Raw genomic sequence first — 14869 nt, forward strand, 5'->3', positions numbered from 1 at the left:
AGCAATGGCCGACGAGAACCCCCCCGTGACCACCGAAGAAGAAGAGCCGGTGCTGCGCATCGAGCCCGTCGGGCTCGAGACCGAGATGCAGCGCTCGTACCTCGACTACGCGATGTCCGTCATCGTGTCCCGCGCGCTGCCCGACGTACGGGACGGCCTCAAGCCCGTCCACCGGCGCGTGCTGTACGCGATGTACGACGGCGGCTACCGGCCCGAGAAGGGCTTCTACAAGTGCGCCCGCGTCGTCGGCGACGTCATGGGTACGTACCACCCGCACGGCGACACCTCGATCTACGACGCGCTCGTCCGCCTCGCCCAGCCCTGGTCGATGCGGATGCCGCTCGTCGACTCCAACGGCAACTTCGGCTCCCCGGGCAACGACCCGGCCGCCGCCATGCGCTACACCGAGTGCAAGATGGCGCCGCTGTCGATGGAGATGGTCCGGGACATCGACGAGGAGACCGTCGACTTCCAGGACAACTACGACGGCCGCAACCAGGAGCCGACGGTCCTCCCGGCGCGCTTCCCGAACCTGCTGGTCAACGGCTCCGCCGGCATCGCGGTCGGCATGGCGACCAACATCCCGCCGCACAACCTCCGCGAGGTCGCCGAGGGCGCCCTGTGGTACCTGGCTCACCCCGAGGCCGGTCACGAGGAGCTCCTCGACGCGCTCATCGAGCGGATCAAGGGCCCCGACTTCCCCACCGGCGCGCTCGTCGTCGGCCGCAAGGGCATCGAGGAGGCGTACCGCACCGGTCGCGGCTCCATCACGATGCGCGCGGTCGTCGAGGTCGAGGAGATCCAGAACCGCCAGTGCCTGGTGGTCACCGAGCTGCCCTACCAGGTCAACCCGGACAACCTCGCGCAGAAGATCGCCGACCTGGTGAAGGACGGCAAGATCGGCGGCATCGCCGACGTCCGCGACGAGACCTCGTCCCGGACCGGCCAGCGCCTGGTCATCGTGCTCAAGCGCGACGCGGTCGCCAAGGTCGTCCTCAACAACCTGTACAAGCACACCGACCTCCAGACGAACTTCGGCGCGAACATGCTGGCGCTCGTCGACGGCGTGCCGCGCACCCTCTCGCTCGACGCGTTCATCCGCCACTGGGTGACGCACCAGATCGAGGTCATCGTCCGCCGGACGAAGTTCCGGCTGCGGAAGGCCGAGGAGCGCGCCCACATCCTGCGCGGCCTCCTCAAGGCGCTGGACGCGATCGACGAGGTCATCGCCCTCATCCGGCGCAGCGACACGGTCGAGGTCGCCCGCGAGGGCCTGATGACCCTCCTCCAGATCGACGAGATCCAGGCCAACGCGATCCTGGAGATGCAGCTCCGCCGGCTCGCCGCCCTGGAGCGCCAGAAGATCATCGCCGAGCACGACGAGCTCCAGGCGAAGATCAACGAGTACAACGCGATCCTCGCCTCGCCCGAGAAGCAGCGGAGCATCGTCAGCGAGGAGCTGACCGCGATCGTCGAGAAGTTCGGCGACGACCGCCGCTCCAAGCTGGTGCCCTTCGACGGCGACATGTCCATCGAGGACCTCATCGCCGAGGAGGACATCGTCGTCACCATCACGCGTGGCGGCTACGTCAAGCGCACCAAGACCGAGGACTACCGGTCGCAGAAGCGCGGCGGCAAGGGCGTGCGCGGGACGAAGCTGAAGCAGGACGACATCGTCGACCACTTCTTCGTCTCCACCACCCACCACTGGCTGCTCTTCTTCACCAACAAGGGCCGGGTCTACCGGGCCAAGGCGTACGAGCTGCCGGACGCCGGCCGGGACGCCCGCGGCCAGCACGTGGCCAACCTGCTGGCCTTCCAGCCGGACGAGCAGATCGCCCAGATCCTGGCGATCCGCGACTACGAGGCCGCGCCGTACCTGGTCCTCGCGACCCGCTCGGGCCTGGTGAAGAAGACCGCGCTGAAGGACTACGACTCGCCGCGCTCCGGCGGTGTCATCGCCATCAACCTGCGTGAGCGGGACAACGGCGCCGAAGGCGTCGCCGACGAGCTGATCGGCGCCGAGCTGGCCTCCGCCGAGGACGACCTGCTGCTGATCTCCAAGAAGGCGCAGTCGATCCGCTTCACCGCCACGGACGACGCGCTGCGTCCGATGGGACGCGCCACTTCGGGTGTCAAGGGCATGAGTTTCCGCGAGGGCGACGAACTGCTCTCGATGAATGTCGTCCGGCCCGGTACGTTCGTCTTCACCGCGACGGACGGCGGGTACGCGAAGCGCACCCCCGTCGACGAGTACCGCGTCCAGGGCCGCGGCGGCCTCGGCATCAAGGCCGCCAAGATCGTGGAGGACCGCGGCTCGCTCGTGGGCGCGCTGGTGGTGGAGGAGACCGACGAGATCCTCGCCATCACGCTCTCCGGCGGTGTGATTCGTACGCGAGTCAACGAAGTCAGGGAGACCGGCCGTGACACCATGGGCGTCCAGCTGATCAATCTGGGCAAGCGCGATGCCGTCGTCGGCATCGCACGCAACGCCGAGGCCGGCAGCGAGGACGAGGACGGCGAGGACGTCGTCGAGGTCGAGGGTGCCGTCGAGGCAGTCGAGGCCGAGGGAACGGTCGAGGGCACGGAGCCTGCGACCGGGGATCACGAGGAGTAGAGCGTGAGTGGAGCCACGGGCGCCGGTTCGGCGGCCGCCGGAGCTTCTGCAGGTGCCGGCGCGTACGGCGCCCGTGGCTCGGCCACGGACTCCCAGGGGGGTGCGGTGACGGACGGACGGGGGCAGCAGCCCTCCTACGAGAGCTACGGCGGGCCGCTGCCCGGCGATCGGCAGGGCGGGCAGCAGCAGGGCCCGTACCACCCGCCGCAGGCCTACGGCGCCCCGACGCAGGGCGGTCAGGCGCGCGGCGGCAACACGGGTGCCGTGCGCCGGCCGCGGACCGGGGCGCGGACCACGCCCCGCACCCGCAAGGCGCGGCTGCGGGTGGCGAAGGCCGACCCGTGGTCGGTGATGAAGGTGAGTTTCCTGCTCTCCATCGCGCTGGGCATCTGCACGGTCGTCGCGGCGGCGGTGCTGTGGATGGTCATGGACGCCATGGGCGTCTTCTCGACGGTCGGCGGGACGATCAGCGAGGCGACGGGCTCGAACGAGTCCAACGGCTTCGACCTGCAGTCCTTCCTGTCGCTGCCGCGGGTCCTGATGTTCACCTCGGTGATCGCGGTGATCGACGTGGTCCTGATGACGGCCCTGGCGACCCTGGGCGCGTTCATCTACAACCTGTCCGCCGGCTTCGTCGGCGGCGTCGAGCTGACGCTGGCCGAGGACGAGTAGTCCGCGACGGGGCCGGTCCCGGAACCGATTTTGGGACTGGCCCCCACGTGCGCTAATGTTCAGGAGTCAGCGCGGCGGGAAACAAACCGGCAAGCGCGGCGGGGCTATAGCTCAGTTGGTTAGAGCGCATCCCTGATAAGGATGAGGCCACAGGTTCAAATCCTGTTAGCCCCACAGTGAAGATCGACCCGGACGGTTCCTCCGTCCGGGTCGATCTCTTTGTATGAGGTTTGACGCTCGTACAGGTCACCGATCGGTATCGGTCGATGTGTAGAGTGGGCGTCAGAAGACTCCTACGTCAACGAAAGACGAGGTCGCGCGGTGAAGAAGCTGCTCCTGGTCGCACTGGCCGCCATCGGCGGGCTCCTCGTGTACCGCCAGATCCAGGCGGATCGCGCCGAGCAGGACCTGTGGACGGAGGCGACCGACTCCGTGCCGTCCGGTTCCGGTGTCTGAGACCCACCCCATCTGAAGTCCGGAGATCCCGGCCGCGCCTCGCGCGGCCGGGATCTCCGTTTTCCCCTTGTATTCACCTAAGCAAATCGATAGCTTGCAGTGGCAAAGTTGAATGCTCGCGAACAAGCGTGCGCGGGTGGATTTCCTTGGGGGACACCGTGACGACCGGACGACGAAGGGCCGCGGCGGGAGGCGCGCTGGCCGGCGTACTCGCGCTGCTGCTCGGCCCGGCGCCGCGGGCGGCGGCCGAGGAGGGGACCGGCACCGGGACCGGGACCGCGCCCGCCGGGGCCCTGGTGATGGTGCTCGACTCCTCCGGCTCCATGGCCGACCCGGTGGACGGCGCCGGAACCGGAGGACGTACGCGGATGGCGGCGGCCCGGGACGCCGTCGGGACCGTCGTGGACGGCCTCCCCGACGGCCACCCCACCGGACTCCGCGTCTACGGCGCCGACAAGCCCCGCGGCTGCGACGACACCCGTCTGGCCCGCCCGGTCGCCCCGCTCGACCGGGCCGGGCTCAAGGCCGCCGTGGCCGCCCTCACACCCAAGGGCGACACCCCCATCGGCCTCTCCCTCCGCAAGGCCGCCCAGGACCTGCCGAAGGCCGCTCCGGGCGCCCTGGTCACCCGTACGATCCTGCTGGTCTCCGACGGCGAGGACACCTGCGGCACCCCGAAGCCCTGCGAGGTCGCCGCCGAACTCGCCCGCCAGGGCGTCGGGCTGCGCATCGACACCGTCGGCTTCCAGGTCGCCGGCAAGGCCCGCGAGGAGCTGGAGTGCGTCGCCGAGGCCGGCAACGGCCGCTACTACGACGCCCCCGACGCCGACGCGCTCGCCCGCCAGCTCCAGCGCGCCGCCCGCCTCTCCGCCGACGGCTACCGGCTCCGCGGCACGCCCGTGCGCGGCACCCCCGCGCGGACCGGCGCCCCCGGGCTCGCCCCGGGGCAGTACCTCGACACCATCGGCCCCGGCGAGACCCGCTACTACGCGACCGACCTCGACGCCGACTCCACCGCCCACTTCGCGGCCACGGCCGTCCCGCAGCCCGGCGCCGCCGTCGACACCGTCGACAAGCTGACCACCGCCCTCGTCCGGGTCTCCTCGATCGGCGACGAAGGCTCCTGCGACACCCGGAGTGAGATCTTCCACCAGGACGAGGGCGCGGTGCCGCTCACCTCGGCCGTGGCCCGGATCCCCACCCGGAAGCGGTACTCCGCCTGCGACCGGCCCGGCCGCTACTGGCTCACCGTCGAGCGCACGAGCAAGCCCGGCTCGGACGCCGCCCGCTGGCCCGTGGAGCTGCTCCTCACCGTCGAGAAGCCGCTGCCGGCCGGGACCGTACCGGCGCAGTCGGAGCCCGAGTACGGCGCCGGCGGGCCGAAGGCGGCCCTGCCCGTGGGAGAGCCGGAGGACGTCCGGGGCGGCACCGGCTTCAACGACGCGAAGGAGCTCGCCACCGGGGTCTACCGCGACCGGCTGCTGCCCGCCCAGACCCTCTGGTACAAGGTGCCGGTCGGCTGGGGCCAGCAGCTGCGGTACGACGTCGAGTTCGGCAACGAGCCGACCGTCACCGGCCTCGTCGGCCCGGTCCACTCGTACGGCGGGACCGAGGTGTACACCCCGGCCAGGGAGCCGGTCGGCCGGGGCACCGGCGTCTTCGACTCGCAGGCCCTCTACACCGGCAAGCAGGCCCGGCTGCGCATGGGCACCGTCCCCGTCGCCTGGACCAACCGCTACGAGCCCGACCGGAACGTGACCGCCGTCCACCTCCCGGGCAGCCACTACATCGCCGTCACCCTCGGCGCCGACGCGGCCCGGATCGCCCGCGATCCCGAGATCGGCTTCGTGCTGCGGGTGCGGGTCGTGGGGGAGGCGAAGGCCGGACCCGAGCACCACGCGCGCGTGCTCGCCCCCGAGGAGGCCGCGGAGCGGGGTGAATCCGGCCCCGGTGCGGACACCGGAGCCGCCGGCGGGGCAGGATGGTCCGGCACGACGGCCCTGGCGGCCGGCGGCGGGGCGCTCCTCCTGCTCGCGGGGGTCGTCCTCGGCGTCCGGCGGGCACGGGCCGGGGCGCGGTCGGGCACGGGCCAGGGCGCGGTGACGGACACGACGAGGAGAAGCGCGTGAGCACGCAGGCGGGGGCCACGACCGGGGACGGGGCCGGGCGCCGGTCCGGGGGGCGGGGGAGGACCGCGGCCCGGACGCGGAAGGTCGCGGCGCTCCTGACGGCCGCCGCCGCGGTCGGCACGGTCACCGCGCTGCCCGCGTGGGCGGCCGAGGCGGCCCCGCTGCCCGCGTACTCCTTCGACCCCTCGGCGCAGCGGATCGCGGGCGCCGGCTCCAGTGCCGACGCCAAGCCGCTGGCGGCGGGCGGGACCTACCGGGACACCGTGAAGAAGGACGGCAAGCTCTACTACCGGCTCGACCTGGACACCTCGAAGAACACGTACGTCTCCGCGGTCGCCGTGCCCAAGCCGGGCGGGAAGGCCGCGTACGGCGACGGCTTCCGGATCGCCATCCAGGACGGCTCCGGCACCGAGTGCGGCTACCAGGACGTCAACTTCGCGTCCGGCGAGTACGCCCGGCCGCTGACCGCCTACGCGCGCCGGATCGTCCACCCGGACGTCTCCGGCTGCCAGGAGGCCGGCACGTACTACGTGGTCGTCGAGCGGGAGTCGGACGCCACCTCCACCCCGGACGACTGGGAGCTGGAGCTCCAGCACGTCACCGAGCCGCTCCTGAAGAAGAACGGGCCGGACAAGCTGCCCGAGTCCTGGCCCTCCAAGGCGCCCGCGCCGCTCGTCACCGAGCAGAAGAAGCGGCAGGGCGGCAACGGCTTCCACGACGCCGTCTCCCTGGACAAGGGCGAGTGGCGGGCGGACATCAGGCCCGGCCAGACGCTCTTCTGGCGGGTGCCGGTCGACTGGGGCCAGCAGCTCTTCGCCCGCGCCGAGCTGGGCAGCAGCGACGCGGGCGACGAGTCGGTGAGCAACGCGCTCGCGTTCGGGCTCGCCAACCCGGCGCGCGGCTTCGTCGACCTGGACACGGTCAACTACAGCGGCAAGCCCGCCACGGCCGCCCTCGACCCGCAGCGGCCGGTCGACCACAAGAACCGCTCCGCGTACGACACCGGCACGAGCGGCATGCGGTTCGCCGGCTGGTACTACCTCAGCGCCACCCTCAGCCCGGAGATCGCCGAGGAGTTCGGGGACCAGCCCCTGCCGCTGATCCTGCGGGTCGACGTCACCGGCGCGAAGCAGGCCGGACCCGACTACGCCGGGGACGCGGGCATCTTCCAGGTGACGGGCGACGACCGGGAGGCCGCCGCGAGCGGCGCGACCGGCGCGGAGGCCGCCACCGACTCGACGATGGCGTTCGTCGCCGCGGGCGGCCTCGGCCTCGGCACCGTCCTGCTCGTCGGCCTCGGCGCCTGGACGCTGCTGGCGCGCAGGGCGGCCCGCTGACCTACACCTGGGTCAGGGCCCAGAAGCCGACCGCCAGCGACACCAGCGCGAGCAGCAGCACCGGGACCGCCACCTTCGGGGGCGGTCCCGGACGGCGCTCAGGGACTGGCCGCGCCTGCGTGGCCGCCTGGGCGGGAGGGGCGAGCGGAGTGGTCGGAGTGGTCGGAGTGGTCGGAGTGACCGGGGCGGCGTACGGGTTCGCCGCGGTGTGCGGGGCTGGCGGGGCCACCGGCGGGGACAGGTGGAAGCTGCCCGTCTCGGAGGCCGCGGGCACCGGCTGGTACGCCTGGGAAGGCTGTGGGGACGGCTGTGGGTAGGGCTGCTGGTACGGCAGTCGGTACGGCGGCGGGGCCTGCGCGGGCGGTACGGTGCCGGGCGCGGCGGCCGGGGCCTGCGGGGTGTCCTGGGCCGGCGGCGGGGCGTCCTGGACCGGGCGGGCCACGGCCACCGGGCCCTCCGGGCCGAAGCCGGCCGGCAGCGGGCCGAGCTGGTCGAAGATCTCCACCGGCTCCTCGCCGGCCGCCGGCTCGGGGAGCATCTCCACGGCGGCGCTCAGCGCCTTCCGCACGCCCGTCGCCGTCCGGAAGCGGGCCTGCGGATCGGGCTGCAGCAGCCCGGCCAGGACCTGCCACAGCGGCTCCGGGACGCTCTCCGGCGCCGGCGGGGTGCCATGGGCCAGGAAGTGCTCCACGAGGGCCTGCGAGTCCGGCCGGGTGCCGTGCAGCAGATAGAGCCCGACGAGCCCGACCGCGTACAGGTCCGCGGTGAAGTCGGGCTCGACGCCCAGGAGTTGCTCGGGCGCGAAGTAACCCGGCGTTCCCACCACGTAGTTGGTCTCGGTGAGACGGGGTTCGCCCTTGCGCATCGAGATGCCGAAGTCCGACAGGCGCAGGTGCGGGCGGCCCGTGCCGGTGACCTCCATCAGGATGTTCGCCGGCTTGATGTCCCGGTGGACGACGCCCTCCGCGTGCACCGTCGCCAGGCCCGAGAGCAGCTGGTCGAGGAGGGTGCACACGAAGCGGGGCGGCAGCGGGCCGTAGTCGCCGATGACGTGGGCGAGCGAACCGCCGGCGATCAGGTCCATCGTGAAGAGGACCTTGTCGTCGTCGGCGGCCCAGCTGGCCGGGGCGAGGACGTGCGGATGGTCGATCCGCAGCGCCTGCTCGCGGACGAAGCGCAGCAGGGTGTGCGCGTCGCTCTGCTGGAGCACCTTGGCCGCCACGTAGCGGCGGCGGCGGTGGTCCCAGGCGCGCCAGACCGCGCCGGCCCCGCCCCGTCCGATCGGGTCGATCAGCTCGTACCTGCCGGCGAAGACCTCACCCATCGCGCTGCGCCCGCTCCCCGTCCGTCGTCAGTCGTGCGTGTGTCGTGCTCAGTTCTGGTGCGACTCGTAGTGGGCGACCGCGTCCGCGGTGCGCCCGGCTCCGTACACCCGGAGGAACTCTGCCAGCTCCGGGTGGGCCGGGGCGAGGGAGTCGGCGGCGTCGATGATGTCCCCGGCCGCGGCCACGGAGCGCAACAGCGACTGGATCTCGCGGACCACGCGGCGCACGGTGGGAGCGCCCGAGCCGTTGGCGGACTGGGCGCTGGTGGCGGTCAGGACCGAGCCGCCCTGGGACTTCTTGATCTCGTCCATGCGGTCGGTGGCCTCGGCGGCGCTGACGCTGCCGTCGGCGACCTGCACGGCGAGCTCCTGGAGGGCCTGGACGCGCTGGACCACGGCCGGGTTGCCGATCTTGGCGCGCTGCCCGCTCATCAGCTGGGACAGCATGGGCGCGGAGAGCCCGAGCACGGCGGCCAGCCGGGCCTGGTTGAGCCCGAGATCGTCGATCAGCCGACGGAAGAGCGCCCCCAGCGGCTCCCCGTACCAACTGCGCTGAAGCTCTCTGGCTCTTGCCGTGGCTTCCTGCTGCGCTGCGTCCATCACTTCTCCCCATCCCTTGGTTCGCCACTGCGAACCCCGGTCAGCATCTTACGGAGCGTGGTCGTTCACCGGGAGTCCCCACCTTTTGCCCGGGACAGGGGGAGAACCGGTACGCTGTCTTCGTTCCGGGGCCTTAGCTCAGTTGGTAGAGCGCTGTCTTTGCATGGCAGATGTCAGGGGTTCGACTCCCCTAGGCTCCACTCGGAAGATGCCCTCTGACCTGCGAAAACGCAGCTCAGGGGGCATTTTTTCGCGGCGCTTGTGCCCCTCAGGGGCGGACCCGGCGACGTGTCGACGGGCTGTGGACGTCGGGCCGCCCGGGCCGCGGACCGGGGTGCTGCTGCCGATGGAGGGGCTATTCGCCCTCGTCCGTGTCGAGTCGGAGGCCCAGCCGGTGGGCTCTGTAGCCTGCCTGGAATCGGCTTTCCGCACCCAGTTCGTCCGTGACGTCCTTCACGTGACGGCGCAGTGTGCGGGTGGCCATCCCGAGCCGCTTGGCGATCGTCTCGTCCTTCAATCCGGCCGCCATCAGCCGCAGGATCGTGAGCCTCAGCGCCTCCGGGGGCTGCGGCGGGTCGGGCAGCATCGCGTCGAAGGGGCGGCCGGACTCCCACAGGCTCTCGAACATCCGGTACAGGAAGCCCACCACCGTCGGGTCCGTGACGATCGAGGCGCCCTGCGGCCCGCCGGCCGTCCGCTGCTGCGGCACGAACGCCGTCTCCCGGTCGAAGATGATGATCCGGTCGAAGGCCTCGGCGGTGGTACGGATCTCGGCGCCGGCCGCCGACACCGTGCGCACGTACATCTGCGTGCTCAGACTGGCCCGGGCGGTGTGCTGGTAGAGCGTGCGCAGCCGGACCCCGCGGTCCAGCATCGACAGGCTCTCGTCGATGATGCCGCGCAGCGTGTCGGAGCTGCGGCCGCCGCCCGGCTGGATGCTCACCATCTCCTCGGTGCACAGCCGGGTCATCAGGGAGAGTTCCCGCCGGACCTCGTCCGCCTCGTCGAAGGTGCGCACCCCGTCGGCGCGCCGTCCCGTGCGCTCGTGCCGCGCGAACAGCGGTGCCAGGGGGCGCAGGCGGGTGTGGACGTCCACCAGCTCCTGCTGCCTGCGCCGGATCTCCCGCTCCAGCGGGGCGCGGACCGCCATCTCGGCGATCGTGGGATCTGCCGGTATCAGGCCGTCCCCGCGGCCGGCGGGCAGCAGCAGGCCGAGTTCGAGCAGGCTGTCCAGTGCGCGGGACAAATCAGCCTTGGAAAGCCCGAGTTCGTTCTCCGGTGCGGTCAGGTCGGAGTGCCGAAGGACGCCGTTCTGCAATACCCACGCGTAGACGGTCAGCGATTCCGGCGCCAACTGAGCCGCGCCATCGGGGCTTTGTGTCCCTGAACGCTCCATTTGTCGGGAACCTCTTCTGGTCTGTCCGTATGGGGACACCGAGTATCTCTCCACCCGGCCCCGCGTCTGCTGCGAGAGTCTTCTCATCGCGCTGGACGGCACATGTCGTGCGACTTCGGGAAATTCCCCGAAGGGGCGAATCATGCTCGGAATCGCTTTCTTGCGTTCCCGTGAGATCCCGGAGGCCCCTTCCTTTCCGAAGACCCGCGAAGGGCATTCCCGAAGGGGTGGCATCGACGCCGAGCCCTTCTGTGCCGACGGCGGACGAGACCGATAGCGACAACGAGGATGGGATGCCGGCATGCGCATGGACGGCTACGGAAAGGTCGTCGCCCACCCGGGCATCGGCCCGCTCTTGGTGCTCGGCTTCTTCGCGAAGATCGCCGTCGTCGCGATCCCCGTCGTGATGAACCTCGGCGTCGTCCTCGGCCTCGGCCGCGGCTTCGGGGCCGCGGGCCTGGTGATCGCCCTCTGGACGGCCGGCGTCGCCGTCGGCGGCCCGCTCCAGGGCAAGCTGATGGACCGCTACGGAGTGCGCCGGGTGCTCGCCGGTGACGATCCGGGCCGTCAGCGTCTGCCGGCAGTGGCGGGCGCTCGTCCCGACCAGTACACCCGTAAGTCCGTATGTCTCTATGTGAATCGACGTCAGGAGAGCAGACTGTGCGCACCGCCGCCGTGACCCCCCAGGGCGACCTGATCCGCTGGGTAGAGCTGCCGGGGGCCGAACCGGTCCGTGTCTACGTCCACGGTCTGGGCGCCACCTCGTCGGCGTACTGGACGGAGACGGCGGTGCACCCGCTGCTCGCCGGCCACCGCTCGCTGCTGATCGACCTCCTCGGGCACGGCATCAGCGACCGGCCCATGGACTTCGACTACTCGCTGGAAGCGCACGCCGACGCGCTCGCCGGGGCGCTGACCGCCGCCGGTGTCGCCGGGGCCGAGGTGATCGCGCACAGCATGGGGGGCTCGGTGGCGGTCGTGCTGGCCGCCCGCCATCCGCGCCTGGTGTCGAAACTGGTGCTCGTCGACGCCAACCTCGACGCCGCCGAGCCGGAGCGCGGCGCGGTCGGCAGCACCGGGATCGCCGCCTACACCGAGGAGGAGTTCATGGCCGGCGGCTGGGCGGAGGCACGGGACGCGGTCGGCGCGCACTGGTGGTCGACCATGCGGCTCGCGGGCGGCGAGGCCCTGCACCGCAGCGCCGTCCAGCTGGTCCGCGGCTCGGACCCGGTCATGCGGGAGCTGCTGCGGGACCTGACGATCCCGCGGACCTTCCTGCTCCCGCGGGCCGACGGCCCCCTGCGGGGCGCGGCGGAGCTCGTGGCGGCGGGCGTCGGCGTGGTCGAGATCCCGGACTGCGGGCACAACATCATGCTGGACAATCCGCAGGCCTTCGCCGAGGCTGCGGCGGCCGCGCTGGCCTGACCCTGGACGGGCCGGCCTGACCCTGGACGGGCCGCCGGGCCGCCGGGCCGCGGCGCCGCGCGGCCCGGTCTACCGGTCGGCGACCGGGTGCGGGGCCCGCGCGATCGGTGCCCCGCGCGGAGCCGTCCTGCCCGCGGTCGACGTGACCAGGTCGAGGCTGCTGAGGACCACCATCGCGACGCCCAGCGGCACGTGGAACGCCGGCAGGTGGGCGATGCCCAGGGCGACCTGGACCGAGGCGAGGGCGAGGAGCCCGGAGGCGTACAGGATCGGCCGGGGGCTGCCCCCGCCCGGCCGCCAGGCCACCACCGCGGCCACCACGTACAGCATCGAGGCGCCGTACATCACCCGCGAGCCGACGTCGTGGAGGAGCGCGCCCGTCGGGGAGACGAGCAGGGCGCCGGCGGTGCTCGCCTGGAAGAACAGGGCCAGGGTCTGGAGGGCGACCGCGGCCCTGACGGTCCGGTGGAGGGCGGGGCGGGGGCTCGTGGCGGGGGTGGTCCGTCCGGGCATCTCCGGGTCCTTTCCGGTGCTGGGGGTGGCAGGGCTCAGTGGAGGGTGAGGGAGGTCTCGGCCAGGACGTGGGTGAGCTTCTCGGGGTTGCGCACGTAGTACAGGCCGCTGATCCGGCCGCTCTCGACGCGCAGCGCCATCACGCCGTCCAGCTCGCCGTCGACGCGCACGGCGAGCGCCGGGGCGCCGTTGACGACCGTGGGCTCGGTGGTGACCGTGACGTCGTGCTTGAGGGTGCCGCCGAGGTAGAAGCGGGTCACCTTGTCGGCGCCGACGACGGGCCGGAGCGCGGCCCGCTTGATCCCGCCGCCGTCGCTGACGAGGACGACGTCGGGGGCGAGCAGGTCCAGGAAGTCCTGCGGGTCGCGGGTCTCCAGGGCCCGCCGGAAGGAATCCACGACCGCCCGCGCCTCCCGGGCCGAGACCGTGGTGCGGGGCCGCCGGGCGTCGACGTGCTTGCGGGCCCGGTGGGCGATCTGGCGGACGGCGGCCGGGGTCTTGTCGACGGCCGCCGCGATCTCCTCGTACCCCACCTCGAAGACCTCGCGGAGCACGAAGACGGCCCGCTCGGTCGGCGTGAGGGTCTCCAGGACCAGCATCATCGCCATGGACACCGACTCGGTCAGCTCGACGTCCTCGGCGACGTCCGGCGTGGTGAGCAGCGGCTCGGGCAGCCACTGCCCGACGTAGGCCTCCCGCCGCCGCTGCACGGTGCGCAGGCGGTTGAGGGCCTGGCGGGTGGTGATGCGGACGAGGTACGCCCGCTGGTCGCGGACCTGCGCGAGGTCGACGCCGGTCCAGCGCAGCCAGGTCTCCTGGAGGACGTCCTCGGCGTCGGCGGCCGAGCCGAGCATCTCGTACGCCACCGTGAACAGCAGGTTCCGGTGGGCGACGAAGGTCTCGGTCGCCGGGTCGGTGGTGTGCTCGCCGGTCATGTTCTCTTCTCCCCGTTCTCGGTCCGCCGGATCAGACCGCGTGCTCGGCGGCGTCCGTGGTGCGGACCGCGCGCTCCTGGAGGAGCCGGGGCCGGTGCTTGCCGTCCTTGGGCCAGGAGTGCGCACCGGGCTTGCGGGCCTCTTCGGTCAGGTGCTTGACGCTGAACGCGCAGGCGAGTTCCTTGAGCTTCGCCCCCGCACGTCCGCCGACGTAGATTCCCATCGCCCGGTCGTCCTTGTGTGCGATCTGGAAGATCGCCGTGCGCCGGCCGAAGCTGAGGCACATCGCGTTGAACGCCATGTCGACCGGCTCGGGGCGGCGGCCGTCGATCCGGGCCAGCACCGTGTCGGCGGCGTGCGCGCCGAGGCAGCCCGCCACGTAGGCGCTCATCCGGAACGGCAGGTCCGAGGGGGCCGCGGAGTCCCCGGCCGCGACGATCCGCTCGTCGTCCACGCTGGTCAGCGTCTCGTCGGTGAGCAGCCGCCCGGCGGCGTCGGTGCGCAGGCCGCTGCGCACGGCCAGGTCCGGGACGTCGAAGCCGGCGGTCCAGACGGCGAGCCCGCCGCTCACCACGCGGCCGTCGGCGAGCCGGACCTCGTCCGCCGTCACCTCGGTCACCTTCGTGCCGGGGCCGTCGAGCACGGTGACGCCGAGGGCGGCGAACCGGCGGGCGGCCGAGCGCCGCGCCCGGGGGTGCAGGTACGGGCCGAGGACGCCGCCGCAGACCAGCGTCACCGGGCGGCCGCCCTCGGCGATCTCGGCGGCCGTCTCGATGCCGGTCGGGCCGGCGCCGACGACGGTGACCGGGACCCCGGCGGGCAGCCGGGCGACGGCGTCGCGCAGCCGCTCGGCCGACTCCAGCTCGGCGACCTGGTGGGCGTGGTCGGCGACGCCGGGCACGTCCGGGCGGGCGCCGGTGGAGCCGACGGCGTAGACGAGGCGGTCGTATCCGATCGTGGCACCCGACTCCAGGGTGACCACGCGCGCGTGGGCGTCGATCCGGGCCACGGAGTCGACGACGAGCCGGACGCGCTCCGCCAGGACCTCCTCGTACCGGACGACCGCGGGGTGGCTGCCGCCGACCAGCTGGTGGAGGCGGAGCCGGGGGACGAACGACGGACGGGGATTGATCACCGTCACGTCCACGTCCGCGCGTCCGCTGAGCCGGTTGGCCGCCATGACTCCGGCGTATCCGCCGCCGATCACGACCACTTCGGTGTTCCCGCCCATGGCGTCGTCTCCTTCGTCCCGGACCGGCCCCGGGTTCCTCCGGACCGGCCCCTTCAGGGGTTCGACCACAGGACACCGGGCGGGCGAAGACTGTGACGCGATGTGACGCAGGTCACTTCTTTGTCTGCGGGAGCGGGAAGCGGGCGGCGTGCCGGGCGCCGTGGGCCGGGCGGTTGATCCGGACGGGTGGTGTTCATCGGAAGAACTGCGCGGACGCGGCGTCGCTCCGCCGGA

General features: G+C 72.4%; 13 protein-coding genes and 2 tRNA genes. 9 read left to right on the forward strand and 6 right to left on the reverse strand.

What is annotated here, in order from left to right; translation table 11 throughout:
- Positions 1-4 precede the first annotated feature (4 nt).
- The 6 genes from gyrA (at position 5) to HHL19_RS26500 (ending at position 7211) form a co-directional block, all read left to right on the forward strand.
- On the forward strand, positions 5-2617 hold the full coding sequence (gene gyrA, locus HHL19_RS26475; RefSeq protein ID WP_169092867.1) for a DNA gyrase subunit A: 2613 nt from the start codon (positions 5-7) through the stop codon (positions 2615-2617).
- 105 nt (positions 2618-2722) lie between these two features.
- Positions 2723-3289 carry a DUF3566 domain-containing protein gene (locus HHL19_RS26480; RefSeq protein WP_346768425.1) on the forward strand — a complete coding sequence of 189 codons (567 nt, stop codon included), beginning with the start codon at positions 2723-2725 and terminating at the stop codon, positions 3287-3289.
- 100 nt (positions 3290-3389) lie between these two features.
- Positions 3390-3463 (forward strand) — tRNA-Ile (locus HHL19_RS26485).
- Between the two features lie 147 nt (positions 3464-3610).
- The gene (locus HHL19_RS37705) at positions 3611-3745 is read left to right on the forward strand and encodes a DLW-39 family protein (RefSeq protein WP_208809277.1); all 135 of its coding nucleotides are present in this window, start codon (positions 3611-3613) and stop codon (positions 3743-3745) included.
- A 158-nt stretch (positions 3746-3903) separates the two neighbouring features.
- Positions 3904-5874 (forward strand): VWA domain-containing protein, encoded by a 1971-nt coding sequence (locus tag HHL19_RS26495; protein ID WP_346768422.1) that lies wholly within the window; start codon positions 3904-3906, stop codon positions 5872-5874.
- Positions 5871-7211: a hypothetical protein gene (locus HHL19_RS26500; RefSeq protein WP_346768421.1), complete on the forward strand. Its 1341-nt coding sequence runs from the start codon at positions 5871-5873 to the stop codon at positions 7209-7211. The genes HHL19_RS26495 and HHL19_RS26500 overlap by 4 nt, the downstream gene beginning before the upstream one ends.
- A gap of 1 nt (position 7212) precedes the next feature.
- On the opposite strand, the gene HHL19_RS26505 is transcribed toward HHL19_RS26500, so the two are convergent.
- The gene (locus HHL19_RS26505; RefSeq protein WP_169092869.1) at positions 7213-8535 is read right to left on the reverse strand and encodes a serine/threonine-protein kinase; all 1323 of its coding nucleotides are present in this window, start codon (positions 8533-8535) and stop codon (positions 7213-7215) included.
- A gap of 48 nt (positions 8536-8583) precedes the next feature.
- Complete coding sequence (locus HHL19_RS26510) at positions 8584-9135, reverse strand: DNA-binding protein (RefSeq protein WP_169092870.1); 552 nt, start codon at positions 9133-9135, stop codon at positions 8584-8586.
- Between the two features lie 127 nt (positions 9136-9262).
- Here HHL19_RS26510 and HHL19_RS26515 point away from each other — a divergent pair.
- Positions 9263-9335: transfer RNA gene (locus HHL19_RS26515), tRNA-Ala, on the forward strand.
- Between the two features lie 155 nt (positions 9336-9490).
- Here HHL19_RS26515 and HHL19_RS38595 read toward each other — a convergent pair.
- Complete coding sequence (locus HHL19_RS38595) at positions 9491-10570, reverse strand: helix-turn-helix transcriptional regulator (protein ID WP_169092871.1); 1080 nt, start codon at positions 10568-10570, stop codon at positions 9491-9493.
- Positions 10571-10832: 262 nt separating this feature from the next.
- On the opposite strand from HHL19_RS38595, the gene HHL19_RS26525 reads away from it, so the two are divergent.
- Positions 10833-11210, forward strand: a complete 378-nt coding sequence (locus tag HHL19_RS26525; protein WP_169092872.1) for a hypothetical protein — start codon at positions 10833-10835, stop codon at positions 11208-11210.
- Positions 11192-11956, forward strand: a complete 765-nt coding sequence (locus HHL19_RS26530) for an alpha/beta fold hydrolase (RefSeq protein WP_169092873.1) — start codon at positions 11192-11194, stop codon at positions 11954-11956. Before HHL19_RS26525 ends, HHL19_RS26530 begins: the two co-directional genes overlap by 19 nt.
- A 69-nt stretch (positions 11957-12025) precedes the next feature.
- Here the strand turns inward: HHL19_RS26530 and HHL19_RS26535 are convergent, their stop codons facing one another.
- The 3 genes from HHL19_RS26535 to HHL19_RS26545 are packed head-to-tail and all read right to left on the reverse strand — an operon-like array spanning position 12026 to position 14635.
- Entirely contained in the window at positions 12026-12469 is a 444-nt protein-coding gene (locus tag HHL19_RS26535) for a hypothetical protein (RefSeq protein ID WP_240981890.1), read from the reverse strand.
- 35 nt (positions 12470-12504) lie between these two features.
- On the reverse strand, positions 12505-13404 hold the full coding sequence (locus tag HHL19_RS26540; protein ID WP_169092874.1) for an RNA polymerase sigma-70 factor: 900 nt from the start codon (positions 13402-13404) through the stop codon (positions 12505-12507).
- A 31-nt stretch (positions 13405-13435) separates the two neighbouring features.
- Positions 13436-14635: an FAD-dependent oxidoreductase gene (locus HHL19_RS26545; protein ID WP_169092875.1), complete on the reverse strand. Its 1200-nt coding sequence runs from the start codon at positions 14633-14635 to the stop codon at positions 13436-13438.
- Positions 14636-14869 lie beyond the last annotated feature (234 nt).

Origin of the sequence: Streptomyces sp. R302, assembly GCF_012927245.1 — a bacterium.
Taxonomy (GTDB): Bacteria; Actinomycetota; Actinomycetes; order Streptomycetales; family Streptomycetaceae; genus Streptomyces.

Coding starts and splice junctions, on each gene's coding strand:
- gyrA (WP_169092867.1), top strand. CDS start 5: ATGGCCGACGAGAACCCCCCCGTGACCACCGAAGAAGAAGAGCCGGTG.
- HHL19_RS26505 (WP_169092869.1), bottom strand. CDS start 8,535: ATGGGTGAGGTCTTCGCCGGCAGGTACGAGCTGATCGACCCGATCGGA.
- HHL19_RS26510 (WP_169092870.1), bottom strand. CDS start 9,135: ATGGACGCAGCGCAGCAGGAAGCCACGGCAAGAGCCAGAGAGCTTCAG.
- HHL19_RS26525 (WP_169092872.1), top strand. CDS start 10,833: ATGCGCATGGACGGCTACGGAAAGGTCGTCGCCCACCCGGGCATCGGC.
- HHL19_RS26535 (WP_240981890.1), bottom strand. CDS start 12,469: ATGCCCGGACGGACCACCCCCGCCACGAGCCCCCGCCCCGCCCTCCAC.
- HHL19_RS26540 (WP_169092874.1), bottom strand. CDS start 13,404: ATGACCGGCGAGCACACCACCGACCCGGCGACCGAGACCTTCGTCGCC.
- HHL19_RS26545 (WP_169092875.1), bottom strand. CDS start 14,635: ATGGGCGGGAACACCGAAGTGGTCGTGATCGGCGGCGGATACGCCGGA.